Origin of the sequence: Nocardia sp. NPDC058518 (assembly GCF_042719655.1) — a bacterium.
Taxonomy (GTDB): domain Bacteria; phylum Actinomycetota; class Actinomycetes; order Mycobacteriales; family Mycobacteriaceae; genus Nocardia.
This window is the reverse complement of sequence record NZ_JBHXNJ010000015.1, coordinates 63,335-82,707: the sequence shown is the minus strand read 5'-3', so window position 1 is coordinate 82,707 and position 19,373 is coordinate 63,335. Positions and strand designations below refer to the sequence as shown.

Annotated in this window: 19 protein-coding genes; 6 read left to right on the top strand and 13 right to left on the bottom strand. The window is 67.5% G+C overall.

Annotated features, from left to right (window positions below; translation table 11 throughout):
- Positions 1–181 precede the first annotated feature (181 nt).
- Complete coding sequence (locus ACFWPX_RS24025) at positions 182–1,105, top strand: hypothetical protein (protein WP_378929184.1); 924 nt, start codon at positions 182–184, stop codon at positions 1,103–1,105.
- 86 nt (positions 1,106–1,191) lie between these two features.
- Here ACFWPX_RS24025 and ACFWPX_RS24020 read toward each other — a convergent pair whose 3' ends face one another.
- Positions 1,192–1,899 carry a hypothetical protein gene (locus ACFWPX_RS24020; RefSeq protein WP_378929182.1) on the bottom strand — a complete coding sequence of 236 codons (708 nt, stop codon included), beginning with the start codon at positions 1,897–1,899 and terminating at the stop codon, positions 1,192–1,194.
- 37 nt (positions 1,900–1,936) lie between these two features.
- Here ACFWPX_RS24020 and ACFWPX_RS24015 point away from each other — a divergent pair, with 37 nt between their 5' ends.
- The gene (locus tag ACFWPX_RS24015) at positions 1,937–2,221 is read left to right on the top strand and encodes a hypothetical protein (protein WP_378929179.1); all 285 of its coding nucleotides are present in this window, start codon (positions 1,937–1,939) and stop codon (positions 2,219–2,221) included.
- A gap of 212 nt (positions 2,222–2,433) precedes the next feature.
- Here the strand turns inward: ACFWPX_RS24015 and ACFWPX_RS24010 are convergent, their stop codons facing one another.
- Positions 2,434–3,138: a hypothetical protein gene (locus tag ACFWPX_RS24010; protein ID WP_378929177.1), complete on the bottom strand. Its 705-nt coding sequence runs from the start codon at positions 3,136–3,138 to the stop codon at positions 2,434–2,436.
- 266 nt (positions 3,139–3,404) lie between these two features.
- On the opposite strand from ACFWPX_RS24010, the gene ACFWPX_RS24005 reads away from it, so the two are divergent.
- The gene (locus ACFWPX_RS24005) at positions 3,405–5,507 is read left to right on the top strand and encodes a dehydrogenase E1 component subunit alpha/beta (RefSeq protein ID WP_378929375.1); all 2,103 of its coding nucleotides are present in this window, start codon (positions 3,405–3,407) and stop codon (positions 5,505–5,507) included.
- 6 nt (positions 5,508–5,513) lie between these two features.
- On the opposite strand, the gene ACFWPX_RS24000 is transcribed toward ACFWPX_RS24005, so the two are convergent.
- The 3 genes from ACFWPX_RS24000 to ACFWPX_RS23990 form a co-directional block, all read right to left on the bottom strand.
- A complete protein-coding gene (locus ACFWPX_RS24000; RefSeq protein ID WP_378929174.1) occupies positions 5,514–6,029 on the bottom strand; it encodes a hypothetical protein in 516 nt (171 codons plus the stop codon).
- Positions 6,030–6,114: 85 nt separating this feature from the next.
- Positions 6,115–6,348, bottom strand: a complete 234-nt coding sequence (secG, locus tag ACFWPX_RS23995) for a preprotein translocase subunit SecG (protein WP_101468684.1) — start codon at positions 6,346–6,348, stop codon at positions 6,115–6,117.
- 34 nt (positions 6,349–6,382) lie between these two features.
- On the bottom strand, positions 6,383–7,978 hold the full coding sequence (locus ACFWPX_RS23990) for an MFS transporter (protein WP_378912967.1): 1,596 nt from the start codon (positions 7,976–7,978) through the stop codon (positions 6,383–6,385).
- A gap of 238 nt (positions 7,979–8,216) precedes the next feature.
- Here ACFWPX_RS23990 and ACFWPX_RS23985 point away from each other — a divergent pair, with 238 nt between their 5' ends.
- Together ACFWPX_RS23985 and ACFWPX_RS23980 are read left to right on the top strand one after the other, a co-directional pair.
- On the top strand, positions 8,217–8,732 hold the full coding sequence (locus ACFWPX_RS23985) for an MmpS family transport accessory protein (protein WP_378912968.1): 516 nt from the start codon (positions 8,217–8,219) through the stop codon (positions 8,730–8,732).
- A gap of 71 nt (positions 8,733–8,803) precedes the next feature.
- Positions 8,804–9,589, top strand: a complete 786-nt coding sequence (locus ACFWPX_RS23980) for an META domain-containing protein (protein ID WP_378929171.1) — start codon at positions 8,804–8,806, stop codon at positions 9,587–9,589.
- A gap of 66 nt (positions 9,590–9,655) precedes the next feature.
- Here ACFWPX_RS23980 and tpiA read toward each other — a convergent pair whose 3' ends face one another.
- The 7 genes from tpiA to uvrC form a co-directional block, all read right to left on the bottom strand.
- Positions 9,656–10,444, bottom strand: coding sequence for a triose-phosphate isomerase (tpiA, locus tag ACFWPX_RS23975; protein WP_378912970.1), 789 nt, complete (start codon positions 10,442–10,444; stop codon positions 9,656–9,658).
- Between the two features lie 3 nt (positions 10,445–10,447).
- Positions 10,448–11,662 (bottom strand): phosphoglycerate kinase, encoded by a 1,215-nt coding sequence (locus ACFWPX_RS23970; RefSeq protein WP_378929169.1) that lies wholly within the window; start codon positions 11,660–11,662, stop codon positions 10,448–10,450.
- Positions 11,663–11,667: 5 nt separating this feature from the next.
- Positions 11,668–12,684: a type I glyceraldehyde-3-phosphate dehydrogenase gene (gap, locus tag ACFWPX_RS23965; protein WP_378912972.1), complete on the bottom strand. Its 1,017-nt coding sequence runs from the start codon at positions 12,682–12,684 to the stop codon at positions 11,668–11,670.
- Positions 12,685–12,903: 219 nt separating this feature from the next.
- On the bottom strand, positions 12,904–13,887 hold the full coding sequence (gene whiA / locus ACFWPX_RS23960) for a DNA-binding protein WhiA (RefSeq protein ID WP_056810477.1): 984 nt from the start codon (positions 13,885–13,887) through the stop codon (positions 12,904–12,906).
- On the bottom strand, positions 13,878–14,942 hold the full coding sequence (gene yvcK / locus ACFWPX_RS23955) for a uridine diphosphate-N-acetylglucosamine-binding protein YvcK (RefSeq protein WP_378929167.1): 1,065 nt from the start codon (positions 14,940–14,942) through the stop codon (positions 13,878–13,880). The genes whiA and yvcK overlap by 10 nt, the downstream gene beginning before the upstream one ends.
- Complete coding sequence (gene rapZ / locus ACFWPX_RS23950) at positions 14,939–15,895, bottom strand: RNase adapter RapZ (RefSeq protein WP_378929165.1); 957 nt, start codon at positions 15,893–15,895, stop codon at positions 14,939–14,941. Before rapZ ends, yvcK begins: the two co-directional genes overlap by 4 nt.
- Positions 15,896–16,014: 119 nt before the next feature.
- Complete coding sequence (uvrC, locus tag ACFWPX_RS23945) at positions 16,015–18,000, bottom strand: excinuclease ABC subunit UvrC (RefSeq protein ID WP_378912975.1); 1,986 nt, start codon at positions 17,998–18,000, stop codon at positions 16,015–16,017.
- Between the two features lie 145 nt (positions 18,001–18,145).
- Here uvrC and ACFWPX_RS23940 point away from each other — a divergent pair, with 145 nt between their 5' ends.
- The gene (locus tag ACFWPX_RS23940) at positions 18,146–18,559 is read left to right on the top strand and encodes a hypothetical protein (protein ID WP_378929163.1); all 414 of its coding nucleotides are present in this window, start codon (positions 18,146–18,148) and stop codon (positions 18,557–18,559) included.
- Between the two features lie 30 nt (positions 18,560–18,589).
- On the opposite strand, the gene ACFWPX_RS23935 is transcribed toward ACFWPX_RS23940, so the two are convergent.
- Entirely contained in the window at positions 18,590–19,282 is a 693-nt protein-coding gene (locus ACFWPX_RS23935) for an HAD family hydrolase (RefSeq protein WP_378929161.1), read from the bottom strand.
- Positions 19,283–19,373: the final 91 nt, after the last annotated feature.

Below are 19,373 nucleotides of genomic sequence, written 5' to 3'. Positions count from 1 at the left end.
CGGGTTGCCTGCCTGTGGTGCTGTCGTGCCCCGTGCGCTGAGTTGCGCTTGGGCCGGGTGCGAGGCGCCGGCATGGGAAGGGAAAGGGTGATGGGTGGGTTTCACAGGACCATGGGAGGACGAGAGTTCGGGGTCACCATTCGGTCCTCCATTGGACGCGCTCGGGCCTGATCCTGCCGCAGTGGCGGGTTTGCGCGAGCAGGCCCCGACTTCGTGGCGACCGGCCGATCCGGAGCCCGCCCCGGAAGCGATGATCCCGGCGCCGCCGCCCCGGTTCCGGGCGCCTGCGGGGAATGAGCCGACGCACACCACCGGCGCCGATGGACTGCCGGACTGGTCGGCACCGGTGCCCGCACGGCCGATTCAGCAGGAACCGAATCGCGAACCCCCGCCGCCGTGGGACCACGACCCGATGGCCGCGATCTTCAAGCCTGGCAAGGCATCTCCTCGTCAACGGTCGCAGTCCTCGTGGGATGAAGACGACCTGTTCGATGAGCTGTACAACGACAGCCGCGCGAACAATACGCTCCCCGCCGCGTCGAAATCGGGACGGAGCAGGATCGGCATCATGCTGCTGGGTTCGGTGGCGACGATCGCAGTCGGCGTGGCGGCGGCGATGACCTTCGTCGTCCTGGCCGGTCAGGACAGCGGACCGGAAGAAACCGTGGTCATCGCTGCCACCAGCCCGCCTACGACGACAAGAAAGACAGCAGGACCACTGCCTTGTGTCGACGAACAGCGCGGCAGTCTGACCATCGGCCGCGGTCCCGGTGACAACAGCTCCGGCCCCGGCGTGATCCTCGGATTCGAGTACGCGTTCTACACCGACCGGAACGGCGAGAAGGCGCGCTCGTTCGTGGCGCCCGAAGCCGACACCGTGGGTTCGGCCCCGATCATCCAGGGCGGCATCGACAAGTACGTCCCGCTCGGAACCACCTACTGCGCCCAGATCAACCAGATCGGCCCGGACAGCTACGAACTCGACCTCACCGAGCGTCGCCCCGGCGGCACGTCAGCAGAGGACCTGCTCTACACCCAGCTCATCACCACGACCGTCCGCGACGGGCGTACCTTGATCGCGACGATTGTCGAACGCGGACAGTGAGATCCGCTCCGTTCCGCTGAATGCCGTTGCCCTCCAGCCGAATCGGCATGGAGGGCAACGTGGTCAGATCAGTTGTCGGTGCAGCGTCAGATCGCGCTTCCCACCGCACCACCGACAACGCCGCCGACGACGGCTGCAGGCACTCCGCAGGCGACAGCGCCGACTGCCGAACCCGCGGCGACTGTCGCCGCGTATGCCGCACCCGCGGCCGGAGCCGCCAGGACACCACCCGATGCGGCGCCCGCAGCGGCACCGGCTGCTACCGCGGCACCGGGGGCGAGGGTGACGGAAGTGATCAACCCGCCGGCCACACCACACACGACCGCTGCCGGCACGCCGGCCACCGCCGCACCCGCCAGGGCACCCGCGGCGATCTTGTCCGAGCGACTCGGGTCGATACCGATCGACTTTCCGCCTGTGGCGATCGCGGCTTCGGTGTTGGCGGCAGCCGAGTTCACTCCGTCGAGAAGGTCTTCCGGCACCGCGTCGGGCACCGGCGAGGTGAAGTCGCCGAGCCGCAGCGTGCGGTCTGGTGGGGCGATGGGAGCAACCGGCTCCACCGCTTGCGGTGCGTGCAGCGCACCGAGGTTGACCGGCGGCGCACTCTCATTGCTCGGCACAGTCCGGTGGCCCGGCGGGACAGCATAGTCACCGAACGGGCCAGGTCGGGCCTCGCGCGGCACCGTGACGCCCGGCTGACGCGGGGTCGTGCGCGGCCCGAACGCGGCGTTCGGATCGTCGCCCGGCGCGGTGACGCCCGGCTGCACGGTGGTGGTGCGTCCCGGCCCGACCACGGGTGTCGCGCCGCCCCGATCGCCGGGCAGCGGCGGAGTGGCTGTTCCCGGTTCCGGTTTCGCCGGTTTCGGCGTTACCGTGGTGGATTCGGGCGACTGGGTATCGCTGGGTGCCACGCTCGTCGACGTCGAACTCGCGACATCGGTGCTGGTATTGGAGCAGGCCACAGCGAACATCACGGGAAGGATCCCTAATGCCGGTGCCGCGCGCCTCGCGATCGCTCCTGCTTTGATTCTTCGGTGCTTGCCGGCCATCTCGAACTCCCCGCTTCTGATCATGTCGACATACGGCACCGTCACGGTGCCGGACGCGCCACTGTAGACATGACCACTGGGGGGCCGTCAAAACCTGAGTGTGGGTTGACAATCACCGGGTAACGCCCCGGTCCGATTCCATAACGCCCCGCTACCAGCGGAATCTTCACCCGCCATTCCGGCCACTCCAGGTCGATTGTGTCGTCACTCACTACCGGTTCTCGCCACGCCCTTACACCATTCGAGAGATCACCTGGGCGTGGTACCCATTGTCGACGATCAGCCCAAGACCGCGCGCGGATCCGGGAGGTACATGCCGGCTTTGCCGCGCACGGTACTCCACATGGCGAATCCCATCACGGGAGTATTCTGGGCGATCATCATCTGTCGATTACCGAGGTCGATGACGGCGGGTACTACGACGGTGCCGAAGCTCATCGCTTTGTTGGTGACGGCGCCGAAGCTGGCCGGATGAACTCGATCGGATATCAGCGCGGCGATCGCGCACGCACCGCCCTTCACCGCGAAGGCGCTCGGGCGGCGGATCGAGCGGGCGAATTCGTCTACCTGCCTGGTGAATCCGGCGACGGTGGCGGGTGAGATCTCACCTGCGTGACCTACACACACGGCCAATTCGATCGGGTTCAGCGAACTCTTGATCACCGCACCGACACCGATCAGGGACAGCACCGGGCCCACCCAGTTCCGGCTCACCTGGAGGCCGCCCATATTCATATGGTGAGCGACGGCCGCCAGATAAGCCTGCACCGCCGCGCTCTCCTGGGGCGCACCCGGTGCCGGAGATTGCTGCGGCGCAACATAATTCGGCTGAGGCGCACCGTAATGAGCGGGTGGCTGCTGGTATTGCGGCTGCTGCGGCGGAAAGTGCGGCTGCTGCGGGTACGGCTGCTGCGGCGGCGCCCCGAAAGGCCCGGACTGCTGCGGATATCCCCACGGACCTCCCGGTCCACCTGGCGTAGTCATAGCCCCTCCTTCACCCGTCCCACGTGAACACCGGACACTACCGGTCCATCCGAACCGGCCCGCGTGCGAGCTACAGCTACGCGATCGACGTTCGCCGGAGGACGAACACACAGTTGCGCGCTTCTGGCGGAAATTGCACGCCGTTCATCGAAGTTCGCAGTAACTTTCTTGGCATGCCGACGGTTCGGACGTCGACTCGACTGCGGGCGAGGAGTGTTGCGGTGGCGCTGGGATCGCTTGACCTGGATGGGGCTTTTCGGGCCGCGATGGACAGTCTCGCTGTGCCCAACCGGATCGACCCGATCGCGACCATCGACGCCGCGTTCGGGATCGAATTGTTCGAATCACAGGTCGCCAGTCGGCATCTCGATCTGGCGGCGCGGAGGTTGGGGGCCGCGCGGCAGGGGTTCTACAGCATCGGGTCTTCGGGTCATGAGGGCAACGCGGCGGTGGCGGCCGCGTTGCGCGTCGATGATCCGGCGTTGTTGCACTACCGGTCGGCGGCGTTCTTCGTGCAGCGGTGCCGGCGGATTCCGGGGTCGGATCCGATTCGGGATGTGCTGCTCGGGGTTGTCGCGGCGGCTGCTGATCCGATCTCCGGTGGTCGGCACAAAGTGATCGGCAGTGCGGCGGCGTCGATCATTCCGCAGACTTCGACCATCGCTTCGCATCTGCCGCGTGCGGTGGGGTTGGCCTTCGCTTTGGATCGGGCTGCGAAGCAAGGGATTTCGTGTCCGTGGCCCGCTGATGCGGTGGTGGTGTGCAGTTTCGGCGATGCGTCGGCCAATCATTCGACGGCAGTCGGTGCCGTCAATGCCGCGCTGCATGCCGCCCATCAGGGCGTACCGATGCCGCTCGTCTTCGTCTGCGAGGACAACGGTCTCGGTATCAGCGTGCCCACCGCACCGGACTGGATCGAGCGCGCCTACGGCCCACGCCCGGGACTCACCTACCTCGCCGCCGACGGGTGCGACCTGCCCGATGCGCTCGGCGCGGCCCAGGACGCGGTGCAACTGGCGCGGACCTGGCGGGTGCCGGTCTTCCTGCACCTGCGCACCGTCCGACTGGGTGGGCACGCTGGATCCGACGTCGAGTCGGCCTATCGCGGCCCGGCCGATATCGCCGCCGACCTCGCCCGCGATCCCCTCCTCGGCACCGCCCGCTACCTGATTTCCGCCGGTGTCGCCGATGCGGGCGACCTTCTCGACCGCTACGAGCGAATCGGTGCGCGCGTGCGTGAGACCGCCGACGATGTGGTTCGAGAGGCACGGCTCGACTCCGCGGCCGCCGTGATCGCGCCGCTCGCACCGGCCCACCCCGACGCGGTCCGCGACGAGGTGAATCGCATGCACGCACCGGACCCCGCTCCCCCGATGACGCTGGCGCAGGCGATCAACCACACGCTCGGCGAACTGCTCGCCGAGGATCGCGACGTGCTGGTGTTCGGCGAGGATGTCGGCCGGAAAGGCGGCGTGTACGGCGTCACGAAGGGACTCAGAAAACGCTTCGGAGCGCGCCGGGTTTTCGACACCCTCCTCGACGAACAGTCCATCCTCGGCACCGCGCTCGGTACGGGATTGGCCGGATTCATCCCGATCCCCGAGATCCAGTACCTGGCCTACGTCCACAACGCGGCCGATCAGATTCGCGGCGAAGCGGCCACCCTCCAGTTCTTCTCGAACGGCCGGTACCGCAACCCGATGGTCGTGCGCATCGCCGGCCTCGCCTATCAAAAGGGTTTCGGCGGCCACTTCCACAACGACGATTCCCTGGCGGCACTGCGCGATATCCCCGGCGTCGTCGTCGCGGTGCCCGCGCGCGCCGACGACGCGGCGGCGATGCTGCGCACCTGCGTGTCAGCAGCGCGAGTCGATGGCCGAGTATGCGTGTTCGTCGAGCCGATTGCGCTGTACCACACGAAAGATCTACATCCAGGCGACGAAGCCTGGCTGGCCTCCCCCACCACCGAACACGTCCCGATCGGCGATGCGCGCACCTACGGCGACGGCACCGACCTCACCATCGTCACCTTCGGCAACGGCGTCCCGATGAGCCTGCGCACAGCGAATCGCCTGGCCGCCCGAGGAATTCACGCACGCGTACTCGACCTCCGCTGGCTCAATCCCCTTCCGACCACTGACCTGCTCCATCATGCCGAAGCCACCGGACGCGTCTTGGTCGCCGACGAAACACGTAGCAGCGGTGGGGTTTCCGAGTCGGTTTTCGCGGCGCTGATCGATGCGGGCTATCGCGGTGCGCTCGCCCGGGTCACGAGTGCAGACAGTTTCGTTCCACTCGGTCCCGCCGCCGACACTGTCCTGCTGAGCGAGTCGGACATAGAAGAAGCCGCCGACCGTCTTCTGCACTGAGCTCAGCTAGATCCAATACCGGTACCAGACACCGTCATACGATCGATAGCTCTCGTCATATTCACCGGAGCGAGGTGGCGCGCCCTCAGGTAGATAGGCGAATCCCACGCTGCCCAGGAATCCGCCCTGCGTCCGGAACAGGCAACCGCCATCTGCTGACCGAACCGCTTCAACGGTGTAGAGGCCAATTCGTTGACTCGCACCGGATTTCTCACAGACCTGAGCCGCCTGCTCGAAGTGCGGCTTCGACACCCACCAGCCGAACCGTTCCGGCACGCCACTCCAACCGAGTACGCCCGTCACCGCGACGACCGCGGGCGCGACTACAACCAGAACGAACCGCCGATAGGCGACGACCCCGGCCACCCCGAACCCTAACCACAGCACGCCGAGCGTACCGAGCGCGAGCAACAGCAAGCCCGTGCGATCGAGCGGACCGTCGACCATGTTCTGCCACACCAGCCACAGGCACACCAGCACAGCAAGGCCGGTCACGGTACTCATGACGATGGTCCACCACACCGGCACCAGCCGACGTGACGGCAATTCTCCCCCAAAACTCATGCACGCCACCCTACGGGCGCAGCAGGTGAGGGAAGCGGCGAACTCAGGCGAACTTGATCTCCAGGCCGATGCCCAGGATCGCGATGAACCAGACGATGCCGACGAAGATGGTGATGCGGTCGAGGTTCTTCTCGACGACGGTGGAGCCGGACAGGCTCGACTGCACGCCGCCACCGAAGAGGCTGGACAAGCCGCCACCCTTGGCGCGGTGCAACAGCACCAGCAGCACCAACAGCAAGCTGGTGATCACAAGGAGGATATCGAGGAACAGCGACATGAGGTTCATCCTAGGTGGTGGAGGACCGACTGGTCTAACCAGGCTCGACGGCGACCAGGTGTGAGACGGTGTGGGGGCCTGCGGAGTACTGGGCGACGGTCTGTTCGATCTCCTGGTCACGGGCGGTCAGGCGCACCTGGTGCTGGTGCATGTGCTCGGCCCAGGATCGGACGACGAAGGCTTCGACGAAGCGGTCGACGGTGCCCACATCGCGGTAGAGCCGCCATTCCATCGCGCCGGTGCGCTGCCGGGATCGCCCGACCAGCGCCATCGATTCGGTGAAGGCGGCGACGTCCTGCGGTGGCACGTCGTAGCCGCGCATCACCAGGACGGGGCCGTCCGCGGGTTCGGGCTCGACGACGAGTTGTGGTTCGGGCCAGTACGCCGCCGGTGAGAGGTCGATGTCCTCGACGTTGTGCCGGATCGGCCACCACACCGTGCTCACCGCGCAGCACGCCAGCATCACCGCCGCGATCAGCAGCGCCGTCACGGCACCGTAGGCGCCGGCGACCAGACCCCAGAGCAGGGAACCGATGGCCTGCCCACCCATGAACACCAGCATGTACACCGACAGACCGCGGGCGCGGACCCAGGCGGGCAGGAGCAACTGCATGGTCGAGTTCAGCGTCGACATCGCCAGCAACCACGCCAGCCCGGCCCCCACCAGCAGCACGAGTACCAGCACCACGTGGTGGACCAGCGCGGTCGCGACGGCGCCGAGGCCGAACAGGACCGCGGCGAACGCGAGTCGCTGGGTGGGGGTGAACAGGACCCGCAGCCGCGACAATCCGAGCGCACCACAGACCGCGCCGAGCCCGAGCGCGCCGAGCAGCAGACCGTAGCCGGACGACGACAGTCCGAGCCGGTCGTGCGCGATCACCGGCAGCAGCGACCACACCGCGCTGGCGGGGGCGATGAACAGGATCGCGCGGAACAGCACCCGCCTGATCGCGGGCGCGGCTCGAATGAACCGGGTACCTGCCTGCAACGCCGCGAGGGGCCGTTCACTGGGTAGCGGGCTCGTTCGCGTCGGCCACTTCGACACCAGCAGTACCGCGACGATGCCGACGAACGACACCGTGTTGAACCCGAACACCACGGTGGGCCCGGCTATCGACACGATCACACCCGCCACCGCCGGGCCGACGGCTCGACCGATATTGACGCTCATACTGCCCAGCGCCGCCGCCGAGGTGATCTGGTCGCGCGGCACCAGCTCGGGCTGGATCGCCTGCCAGGCGGGCGCGGTGAGCGCCTGCCCACAGCCCAGCAGGAACAGCAGGCTGAGCAGGACCGCGGGTGTGGTGTGGCCGGTGGCCGTGGACACCGTGAGGGTGAGCGAGACCAGCGCCATCCCGGTCTGCGCGCCGAGCAGCAGTCGGCGTCGATCCACCAGGTCCGCCAGCACCCCGGACGGGATCGACAGCAACATCACCGGCAATGTCAGCGCGGTCTGCACGAAGGCCACCAGCGCGGCCGCGTTCGGTTGGTCGACCACCAGCCACTGCGCGCCGACGGTCTGCATCCATGTGCCCAGGTTCGACACCAGCTGAGCGATCCACAACGCCCGGAACAGCGGCGACCGCAACGGGGCCCAGGTCGAGATCCGTTCCGCCGCGACGTTGCCCACCCGACGAGCTTATCCCCGGCGACTGCCATCCCGCGCGATGCGCCCCTGCTGAGATCATCGCTCGCCGTTGGCGCACACCCGCTGGGAATGATCCCGGCGAACTATCAGATACCTTGTGGCCCACGACAATAGAAAAGCGATCGACCGATACGGTGTTATCTTCTGAGCGCTTTCGAGCGATCAGAACCGCAGCTCCCGTTTCGTTCGGGGGGAGCTCGTACGACACGGAGGACAACGCATGAATGCCCCGCAGCAGCCGTATGGCCAGCAACCCTACGGTCAGCAGCCGCCGTACGGCCAGCAACCCCCCGGCGGTGGCTACCCGCCGCAGGGTGGCTACCCGCAGCCGCCGCGCAAGAAGAAGGTGTGGCCGTGGGTACTCGGCGGCATTCTCGTCGTGCTGCTGCTGATCGTCGGTGGTTGCGTGGCGTTCGTCGGCACCGTCGCCAATGAGATCGAGAACGAGGTCAGCCGCGAGGTGACCGTCTCCTATCAGGCCGCGGGTTCGGGCACCGGCACCGTCATCTACTCCGACGGGACCCTGGACGTTCAGACCGAATCCGACGTGCCACTGCCGTGGTCCAAGAACGTGACGATCACCGGGCTGGTGAAGCACTCCGCGCTGAGCGTCATGGCGGGCATCGACGGCGGAACTGTCTCCTGCAAGATCGTCGTCGACGGCAAGGTGATCGCGCAGGACGAGGCCAGCGGTTCACTCGCCACCGCCGACTGCCAGGGCGACGCGGGCAAGTAGTTCCTGCTCCGATCGCGACCCGCCCCGAACATCGACAAGCGGTGTTCGGGGCGGCCCGTACCATCGGCTCCATGCGGATATCACCTCGTCCTCTGGCTGTCCTGCTCGCACTGGTCGGCGCGGTGGTGGCCGGGTGCGGATCAGCCGACAAGGAACCGGCGGACGACACCGCCACGCCGATGGGTCACACCTATATCTCCACCGAGGTCGTCGGCGGCGAGATCCCCGGCGGCGGTCCGATGACGCTCACCTTCACCGACGGCCGGATCTCGGCGAACTCCGGCTGCAATTCCGCGGGCGGCACCGTCGACCTGAGCAATCACGTCCTGCACACCTCGCCGCTGGCAAGCACGCTGATGGCGTGCCCCGGCGACCGTGAACGCGCCGACGCCTGGCAGAGCGACTTCCTGGAATCCGACCCCACCTGGCGCCTCGACGGTGACCGGCTGACGCTGACCGGTAAGTCCGTCACCATCCAGCTCACCGACAAGAAGATCGTGAGTCCCGACAAGCCGCTGACCGGCACCGCGTGGGTGGTCACCACCATGCTCACCCCGGACGCGCAGATCCGCTCGACCACGCTCGACCAGGTGAGCCCGAATCTCACCATCGGCGACGGCGGCACCGTCAGCGGCACCGCGGGCTGCAACCGGATCACCGGCACCGCAGGGGTCGGTCCCGGCGACGCGGTGAACTTCGCCGTCGCCACCACCAAGATGATGTGCCCGCCGGAGGTGATGGAAGTCGAGCAGAACGTGCTGCGCGCGCTGGACGGCCGAACCACCGCCACCATCGACGCCGACGCCCTCACCCTGCGCAACGACAACGGCTACGGCCTGATCCTGCGCGCGCAGTAGCCCTACGACGAAAAGCGAAGGGCCGGAAACCCAGTGGCTTCCGGCCCTTCGATGTTCAGTGCCCGATCAGGGCAGCGGACCGCCCGCGGCGATCGCCGACAGGGTGGCGAACTCGTCACCCTTGAGCGAAGCACCGCCGACCAGCGCGCCGTCGATATCGGGCTGACGGATCAGCTCGCCGATATTCTTGGCGTTCACCGAGCCGCCGTAGAGCACGCGCACACCGGCGGCGACCTCCGGGGAAGCCAGCTTCTCCAGTTCGCCGCGGATCGCGCCGCACACTTCCTGCGCGTCGGCCGCCGAGGCGACCTTGCCGGTGCCGATGGCCCAGACCGGCTCGTAGGCGATGACGACCTGCGAAATCTGTTCCGCCGTCAGGCCTTTGAGCGAACCACGCAGCTGCTCGAGGTTGTACTCGACGTGCGTGCCCGCCTCGCGGACGCCGAGACCCTCACCGATGCAGACGATCGGGGTGATCTCGTACTTCAGCGCCTGCTTGGCCTTGGCCAGCACGGTCGCGTCGTCCTCGTGGTGGTACTGACGGCGCTCCGAGTGCCCGACCACCACGTAGGCGCAGCCGAGCTTCGCCAGCATCGGCGCGCTGACCTCGCCGGTGTAGGCACCGGAGTCGTGCGCCGAGACGTCCTGGGCACCGTAGGTGATCAGCAGCTTGTCGCCGTCGACGATCGACTGCACACTGCGCAGATCGGTGAACGGCGGGATCACCGTCACGTCGACCTTCGCGAAGTACTTCTCGGGCAGCGCGAACGCCACCTTCTGCACCAGCGAGATGGCCTCGAGGTGGTTGAGGTTCATCTTCCAGTTGCCCGCGATGAGCGGTTTACGCGCAGCCATCGCTCAGCCCTCCAGCACCGAAATACCGGGCAGCTCTTTGCCTTCCAGGTATTCCAGAGAAGCGCCACCACCGGTGGAGATGTGCGAGAAGCCGTCGTCTGGCAGGCCGAGGGTGCGCACGGCAGCCGCCGAGTCACCGCCGCCGACGACCGTGAACGCACCCTTGGAGGTGGCGGTCACGATGGCCTCGGCGACACCACGGGTGCCCGCGGCGAACGCGTCGAACTCGAACACGCCCATCGGGCCGTTCCAGAACACCGTCTTGGCCTCGGTCAGCAGCGCGGAGAACCGCGACACCGACTCGGGGCCGATGTCCAGGCCGAGCCAGCCGTCGGGGATCTCGGTCGATGCGACGGTCTTCGTGTCCGCGTCGGCCGCGAACTTGTCGGCCACCACGATGTCGACCGGCAGGTGCAGCACGTCGCCGAAGCGCTCGAGCAGCGACTTGCAGGTGTCGATCATCTCGGCCTGCAGCAGCGAACCACCGACCGGAAGTCCTTGCGCGGCAAGGAAGGTGAAGCACATGCCGCCGCCGATCACCAAGGTGTCGACCTTGGGGGCCAGCGCCTCGATCACCGCGAGCTTGTCGGAGACCTTGGAGCCACCGAGCACCACCGCGTACGGGCGGGCCGGGTCCTGGGTGAGCTTGCGCAGCACCTCGACCTCGGCCGCGACCAGCGTGCCCGCGTAATGCGGGAGCACCTGCGCGACGTCGTAGACCGATGCCTGCTTGCGGTGCACCACGCCGAAACCGTCGGAGACGAAAGCACCGTCGTCACCGACCAGCTCGACGAACGCCGCGGCCAGCTTGGCCCGCTCCGAGTCGTCCTTGCTGGTTTCGCGCGGGTCGAAACGCACGTTCTCGAGCAGCAGCACGTCGCCGTCGGTGAGGCCTTCCGAGCGCGAGAGCGCGTCGTAGCCAACCACGTCACCGGCCAGCTGGACATTGCGGCCGAGCAGCTCGGCCAGCTTCGCCGCCACGGGGGCGAGGGAGAACTTGGCGTCGGGCTCGCCCTTGGGGCGGCCCAGGTGCGCCATCACGACCACCTTGGCGCCCGCGTCGACCAGCGCCTGAATGGTCGGCACCGAGGCGATGATGCGGCCCGGGTCGGTGATCTGGCCGTTGTCATCGAGGGGAACGTTGAGGTCGGAGCGCACGAGCACGCCCCGGCCCTCGACACCCTCGGCCAGGAGATCCTGAAGTGTCTGGACTGTCATCGCGGTCAGAGCGACTTGCCGACGAGATCGACCAGGTTGGCCAGCCGGTTCGAGTAGCCCCACTCGTTGTCGTACCAGGAGACGACCTTGACCTGGTTGTCGATGACCTTGGTCAGCGGCGCGTCGTAGATCGACGAGTGCGGGTCGGTGACGATGTCACTGGACACGATCGGGTCCTCGTTGTACTTGAGGATGCCCTTCATCGGGCCCTCGGCGGCGGCCTTCATCGCGGCGTTGATCTCCTCGATGGTGGCGGGCTTGGCCAGGGTCGCGGTCAGGTCGGTGACCGAGCCCGTCGGGACCGGAACGCGCAGCGCGTAGCCGTCGAGCTTGCCCTGCAGCTCGGGCAGCACCAGGCCGATGGCCTTGGCGGCACCGGTGCCGGTGGGGACGATGTTCAGGGCCGCGGCACGGGCGCGACGCAGGTCCTTGTGCGGAGCGTCCTGCAGGTTCTGGTCCTGGGTGTACGCGTGGATGGTGGTCATCAGACCGTTCACGATGCCGAACGAGTCGTTGAGCACCTTGGCGATCGGGCCGAGGCAGTTGGTGGTGCACGAGGCGTTGGAGATGATGTTCTGGCTGCCGTCGTACTTGTCGTCGTTGACGCCCATCACGATGGTGATGTCGTCGCCGGTGGCAGGCGCGGAGATGATGACCTTCTTGGCGCCGGCGGAGAGGTGACCCTTGGCCTTCTCGGCGGCGGTGAAGATGCCGGTCGACTCGACGACGACGTCGACGTTCAGGTCGGCCCACGGCAGTGCGGAGGGGCCTTCCTTGATCGCGAGCGCCTTGATGCGCTGCTCGCCGACCACGATGGTGTCGCCGTCGACGGAGACGTCCTGCGGCAGACGACCCAGGATCGAGTCGTACTTCAGCAGGGTGGCGAGGGTGTTGATGTCGGTGAGGTCGTTGACCGCGACGATCTCGATATCGGTCTCGCCGACGGCCTTCAGAGCCTCCACCGCACGGAAGAAATTACGTCCGATACGACCGAAGCCGTTGATACCTACCCGGACAGTCACGTTATCGCTCCTCAGCTTTCAAGCGGATTCATTCCGACCACAACCACAGTAGTGGCCATCACCACCCCACCGACAGCCACCTGCGGTTTATTGCACCCCCGGGCCCCACGCCTCCAGGAGCCATCAGAATAAAGGGCAGAGCGGTCATGCATGACCGCTCTGCCCTAATCGTCGGATTCGCCACAGCTTTCGGCGCGAGGAGTCTGTCCCGGTTCCCGGTTACGCGTCGTCGAGGAGTTCCGCTGTCACCGCGGACTCGGTATCGGGGATACCGAGATCCTTGGCGCGGCGGTCGGCCATCGACAGCAAGCGGCGGATCCGGCCCGCCACAGCGTCTTTGGTCATCGGCGGCTCGGCCAGCTGACCGAGTTCCTCGAGCGAGGCCTGCCGGTGCTGCACACGCAGCCTGCCCGCCGCGGCGAGATGCTCGGGAACATCGTCGGCGAGGATCTCCAGCGCCCGCTCCACCCTCGCTGCCGCCGCGACGGCCGCACGCGCGGAACGACGCAGGTTCGCGTCGTCGAAGTTGGCCAGCCGGTTCGCGGTGGCCCGCACCTCGCGGCGCATCCGCCGTTCTTCCCAGGTGAGCCTGGTGTCCTGCGCGCCCATCCGGGTGAGCAGGGCGCCGATCGCCTCGCCGTCACGCACCACGACTCGATCCGTGCCGCGCACCTCCCGCGCCTTCGCGGTGATGCCGAGCCTGCGCGCCGCACCGACCAGCGCCAGTGCCGCTTCCGGACCGGGGCAGCTCACCTCGAGCGCCGAGGAACGACCCGGCTCGGTGAGCGAACCGTGCGCGAGAAACGCGCCACGCCATGCCGCTTCGGCGTCACCGATGCTGCCGCCGACCACCTGCGCGGGCAGCCCGCGAACGGGGCGTCCGCGCACGTCGAGCAAACCGGTCTGGCGCGCCAGCGCCTCGCCTTCCTTCGACACCCGCACGACGTAGCGGGAGGTCTTACGCAACCCACCCGCGCCGAGCACATGCACGTCGGAGCCGTATCCGTACAGCTCGAAAATCTCTCTGCGCAGTCGCCGGGCGATGGACCCCATGTCCACCTCGGCTTCCACGATCACCCTGCCCCCCACGATGTGCAGACCGCCCGCAAACCGCAGCAGCGCCGACAGTTCCGCTTTACGCGAGCTGACCTGCGATACCACGAGCCTGCTCAGCTCGTCCTTCACCTCGGCTGTCATCGCCACGAGACGCGCTCCTTTCCCACCGACCCCGAACGCTCATCTGCAACACTGTGCACATCTGACGCACTGTGCCGTCCCTCGACTCGAAGCCCAGCCAGTTGCGACCGCGGCGATCGGATCAGCTGATCCAGTGCGGCGGCAAGTTTTCCGGGATGATGCCGATCCGTTCCCGGCTCGGCGACATCGCAGAACGTTACCCGTGCACGCAACTGTTCGGCGGCTCTTGCCACATGTTCCCGTTGCCGCCCCTCGGGCACCGACGCCGAGTCGACGAGCACGTCGTCGACCGCGAAATCCGGTGCGTGCTGGGACAATACATGCAGATGTCGCTCCGCGGAAAAGCCGGCGGTCTCGCCCGGCTCCGCGGCCAGATTGAGAACCAGTACTTTGCGTGCCCTGGTACGTACCAGCGCCGCGTGCAACTGCGGCACCAGGACATGCGGAATGACGCTGGTGAACCACGAACCAGGTCCCAGCACAACAACATCCGCGCCGTCGATAGCCGCGGTCGCCTCGGGGCTGGCAGGCGGATCGGACGGAATCAGCCGCACCCGCCGGACCTTACCCGGCGTGGTCGCCACCGCAACCTGACCGCGCACGCACCGGCCGATCCGCGGATCCGATTCCAGGCCCGACACTTCGGCCTCGATGTCGAGCGGGATCGGCGACATCGGCAGCACCCGGCCGGTGATCCGCAACAGCCTGCCCACCTCGTCGAGCGCGGCCACCGGATCACCGAGGATATCGGTGAGCCCGGCCAGGATCAGATTTCCCACCGAGTGCCCGGCGAGCGCGCCGGTGCCGCCGAAGCGGTGCTGCACCGTCGTGGTCCACACATCGTCGGCGTCGTCGGACAGCGCCGCCAGTGCCATTCGCAGGTCACCCGGCGGGAGCATGCCCAGCTCGGCGCGTAGCCGACCGGACGACCCGCCGTCGTCGGCGACTGTGACGACGGCGGTGATCCGCCTCGTCAGCCTGCGTACCGCCGTCAATGTCGCGTACAGCCCATGTCCGCCGCCCAGCGCGACGACGGCTGGGTCGGCTTCGGTTCCACTCATTCGCGCCCCAGATCCCGGTGCACGACGCGAACGACGTCCACCGCCACGTGCCCGGTATCGGCGCCGATGCGCTCACCCAGTGCCTCGGCGATAGCGACGCTGCGATGTTTGCCGCCGGTGCACCCCACTGCCACGGTCATGTATCGCTTCCCCTCTTGGCGGTATCCGGTCGTCGTCAGGTCGACCAGGTGTTTGCCGGTCTGCAGGTAGTCCCGCGCGCCGGGCCGGGACAGCACGTAATCGCTGACCACCGACTCCTGTCCTGTGTGTTCCCGCAATTCCGGAATCCAATGCGGGTTCGGCAGGAATCGCACATCCAACACCATGTCGGCGTCGAGGGGAACACCGTACTTGAAGCCGAACGACTGCACGGTCAGTTGCAGTGCGGCTGGCGCGCCCGCGCCGTATGCCTCCTCCAGCTTGCGGTGCAGCTGGTGGATCGACAGCTCGGTGGTGTCGATGACGAGGTCGGCGGCGCCCTTGACCGGGGCGAGCCTGGCTCGTTCGGCGGCCAGACCGGCCGAGAGCGTCCCGTCGGGGCTGTCGCTCTGCAGCGGATGACGACGCCGGGCGAACCCGAACCGCCGGATCAGCACATCGTCGGACGCCTCGAGGAACAGCACCCTGGTGCGGATGCCCGCGCCGCGCAGTTGCTCGGTGACACCGGAGAGCTCGCCGGTGAAGAATCGGCTGCGCACGTCCATGACCAGCGCGAGCCGCCGGATCGGCGGGTCGGCCGCGGCGCCTAGTTCGATCATCCGCCCGATCAGTTCGGGCGGTAGGTTGTCGGTCACGTACCAGCCGAGATCCTCCAGCACGCGCGCGGCAGTGCCGCGGCCCGCGCCGGACAAGCCGGTCACGATAACCACTTCGACTGGTTGCTGTGTGTCGGTGACCGTCCCGGATTGCCCGGGTGCCGCCCCCGCCTTGTTATTCGATTCGACGCGTGTCATGTCCTACCGGATCCGTTTCTGGGTGCCTTTCGATCATCCCGCACCGGTTCGGGTATCGGGCGCAGACACACAACGTACGGCACACGCAATGTTGCGTCCTGCGATCCCGGCCGTCGCGGCTACGGGCTGTTGAGTGCCGCGAGCACTGCTTTTGCCGTCGAGACCCCGATTCCGGGCACCGAGGTGATTTCTTCGACAGTCGCGTCCTTGATTCTGGCGACCGAACCGAAGTGGGTGACCAGCGCGGTCCGCCGCGTCTCACCGAGGCCCGGCACCGAGTCCAGTGCCGATGCCGTCATCCGGCGTGAGCGTTTGCTGCGGTGGAACGTGATGGCGAAGCGGTGGGCCTCGTCACGCACACGCTGCAGCAGGAACAGTGCCTCGCTGTTGCGCGGCATGATCACCGGGTCGGCCTCGCCGGGCACCCAGACCTCTTCGAGGCGTTTGGCCAAGCCGATCACCGCGACATCGGTGATGCCGAGTTCGTCGAGGACCTCGGCGGCGGCGGCGACCTGGGGTGCACCGCCGTCGACGACGTAGAGGTTGGGCGGGTAGGCGAAGCGGCGCGGCCGGCCGGTGGTCGGGTCGATGCCGGGGCGTGAGGCGGGTTCGTCGACCTCGTCGGGTTCGATCTCGACGGGTTGTTCGCGGTCGCGGGCCAGGCGGGCGAAGCGGCGGCGGGTCACCTCGGCGATGCTGCCGACGTCGTCGGAGCGGCCGTCGCCGGCGGCTTCCTTGATCGCGTAGTGCCGGTAGTCGGACTTGCGGGCCAGGCCGTCTTCGAAGACCACCAGTGAGGCGACCACGTCGGTGCCCTGCACGTGGCTGATGTCGACGCATTCGATCCGCAGCGGGGCGCTGTCGAGTTCGAGTGCGTCTTGAATGTCTTGCAGCGCTTGTGATCTCGAGGTGAGGTCACCGGCACGGCGGAGCTTGTGCTGGGCCAGTGCCTCGGCGGCGTTGCGCTGCACCGTCTCGGCGAGCGCCTTCTTGTCGCCGCGCTGGGGGATGCGCAGCGAGACCGCGGAGCCGCGCATCTCACTGAGCCACTCGCCGATCTCCACGGCGTCGGCGGGCAGTTCGGGCACCAATACCTCACGCGGGACGACGATGGCCGCGTCGCCGTTCTGGTCCGCCATCGAGGCCTGTTCGCCGTAGAACTGGGTGAGGAACTGTTCGACCAGGGCGGCCAGCTCGGTTCCCGATTCCGCGACGTCGAGTGCGTCGCCCGCTTTGTCGACGACCCAGCCGCGCTGGCCGCGCACACGTCCGTCGCGGACATGGAAGATCTGGACCGCGGCTTCGAGTTCGTCGGTGGCGAAGGCGATCACATCGGCGTCGGTGCCGGTGCCGAGCACCACGGCCTGCTTCTCTAGTGCGCGGCGCAGCGCCTGGACGTCGTCGCGTAGCCGGGCGGCGTTCTCGAAGTCGAGGTCTTCGGCGGCTTCGTGCATACGGCGTTCGAGTGCGCGCACCATCTTGTCGGTCTTGCCGGAGAGGAAGTCGCAGAAGTCCTCGACGATCTGGCGGTGTTCGTCGGCATCGACCCGGCCCACGCACGGCGCGGAACACTTGTCGATGTAGCCGAGCAGGCAGGGCCGCCCGATCTGGTTGTGCCGCTTGAAGACTCCGTTGGAGCAGGTGCGTGCGGGGAACACCCGCAGCAGCAGGTCGAGGGTCTCGCGAATCGCCCAGGCGTGGGCGTAGGGGCCGAAGTAGCGCACGCCTTTCTTGCGGGCACCGCGGTAGACGAACAGCCGCGGGTACTCCTCGTTGAGGGTCACCGCGAGCACCGGGTAGGTCTTGTCGTCGCGGTAACGCACATTGAACCGCGGATCGAATTCCTTGATCCAGTTGTACTCGAGCTGCAGCGCCTCGACCTCGGTGGACACCACCGTCCACTCGACAGCGGCCGCCGTGGTCACCATCTGCTTGGTGCGCGGATGCAGCGAGTACACATCGGCGAAGTAGGAATTCAACCGGCTCCGCAGGCTCTTGGCCTTGCCGACATAGATGACCCGCCCGTGCACGTCCCGGAACTTGTACACACCGGGTTCGACGGGAATCGTGCCCGGCGCCGGCCGGTACGTCGCGGGATCTGCCACCTGTCAAGCCTAGCGAGGGGCTCCGACAGGTCCGCACCGCCGACCGAGTCGCCGTCGAAGTTCCCTGGGTCGAGGACTGCGGCAGGCGCGCCGGAACCGGCTGTGTAGCGTGAGTGCGCGGATTCTGTGTCTGGAAGGACGTCCGATGACCAACGCTGCTGCCCTGCCGTACGCCGGCGATGACCGGTACGACGACGAGGTGACCCCCTACGGGGTCATGCCCGGCACTGTGCGCGGGGCGCGGCTGATCGCGGCGGTCGCGGCCGCCGTCGGTGTGGTGCTGATCGCGATCACGGTGGCGCTGGGTGGCTCGCTCGGCGCGCTGCTCGCCGGGTATCTGCCGTCCTTCGCGCTGGTCCCGCTGGTGCTGTTGTTCCGGCAGGGCGGTGACCTGGTGCGCAAGGCGGCGATCGGGGTCGCGGTGCTGGCGCTGCTGGTGTCCTCGACCGGCATCCTCACCGGATTGCCGCCCGGGGTGGTCGGCATCGTTTCCAACGGAGCCGTCGCCGGTCTGCTTCTTCGACCCTCGGCGCTCGCCTGGTTCACCCGCGAGCGCTGACCCGTCCGCGTCGGCTCCGGCCGGCGTGGATCAGTCGGCCGTGCGGATGCCGTGTTCGGCGAGTGCGTCGATGAGGGCGCGGGGGCGATCGACGGTGGGGACCGCGTCGACGAGGGCGAAGCGGGCACCGAGGGCGGTGGCGCCGCCGTCGGCTTCGGTGCTGTCGCCGATCATGAGAACGCGTCCGGGGTCGACGCCGAGGCGATCGGTGGCGTCACGGAAGATCTGCGGGCTCGGTTTGATGGCGCCCACTTCGTAGGACAGGGTCATCGAACCGATCAGCTCCGTCCAGCCGCGCTCGGCGAAGGCCGGGCGGATGTCGAAGGCGATATTGCTGACTATGCCGACCGGAATACCCTGGGCGGCAAGAGATTTGAGAACAGTTCCGGTGTCGGGGTACGGAGTCCAGGTGAGCGGGTCGATGAGGCGTTCGTACAGGCGCGTCGCCTGGGCATCGGGGACACCGGAGCCGCGAAGCACCTCCAGGTAGGCGTGACGGTGCAGGGCGGGGTCCAGATCGCGGTTGTCCCAGGCGTGCTGGCCTGCCGCGTCGAAGGTCATGAACTGTTCGACCGGGGTCGTCATCCGCCGCAGCACTTCGGCTTTCGCCGCGATGTCGAACGGTGTTCCGTCGTCGCCGACGAGTTCGTCGGCCCAGGTCCGGTCGTCCTCCAAACGGAAGACCGTGCCCGAGTAGTCGAATAGCACCGCGTCGATATCCATATCAGCCAGGGTAGCCAGCCGGCGATCGCGCACCTGGCGGAAATCGGGCGGAGAACCCAAGATTCGCGTACACGTCATCCGGGTGTCGACA

Excerpts from the sequence above, each read along its gene's own strand:
- ACFWPX_RS24010 (WP_378929177.1), bottom strand. The coding sequence starts at position 3,138 with ATGACTACGCCAGGTGGACCGGGAGGTCCGTGGGGATATCCGCAGCAG.
- ACFWPX_RS24005 (WP_378929375.1), top strand. The coding sequence starts at position 3,405 with ATGGACAGTCTCGCTGTGCCCAACCGGATCGACCCGATCGCGACCATC.
- secG (WP_101468684.1), bottom strand. The coding sequence starts at position 6,348 with ATGTCGCTGTTCCTCGATATCCTCCTTGTGATCACCAGCTTGCTGTTG.
- ACFWPX_RS23985 (WP_378912968.1), top strand. The coding sequence starts at position 8,217 with ATGAATGCCCCGCAGCAGCCGTATGGCCAGCAACCCTACGGTCAGCAG.
- ACFWPX_RS23980 (WP_378929171.1), top strand. The coding sequence starts at position 8,804 with ATGCGGATATCACCTCGTCCTCTGGCTGTCCTGCTCGCACTGGTCGGC.
- tpiA (WP_378912970.1), bottom strand. The coding sequence starts at position 10,444 with ATGGCTGCGCGTAAACCGCTCATCGCGGGCAACTGGAAGATGAACCTC.
- ACFWPX_RS23970 (WP_378929169.1), bottom strand. The coding sequence starts at position 11,662 with ATGACAGTCCAGACACTTCAGGATCTCCTGGCCGAGGGTGTCGAGGGC.
- yvcK (WP_378929167.1), bottom strand. The coding sequence starts at position 14,942 with ATGAGTGGAACCGAAGCCGACCCAGCCGTCGTCGCGCTGGGCGGCGGA.
- rapZ (WP_378929165.1), bottom strand. The coding sequence starts at position 15,895 with ATGACACGCGTCGAATCGAATAACAAGGCGGGGGCGGCACCCGGGCAA.
- ACFWPX_RS23940 (WP_378929163.1), top strand. The coding sequence starts at position 18,146 with ATGACCAACGCTGCTGCCCTGCCGTACGCCGGCGATGACCGGTACGAC.
- ACFWPX_RS23935 (WP_378929161.1), bottom strand. The coding sequence starts at position 19,282 with ATGGATATCGACGCGGTGCTATTCGACTACTCGGGCACGGTCTTCCGT.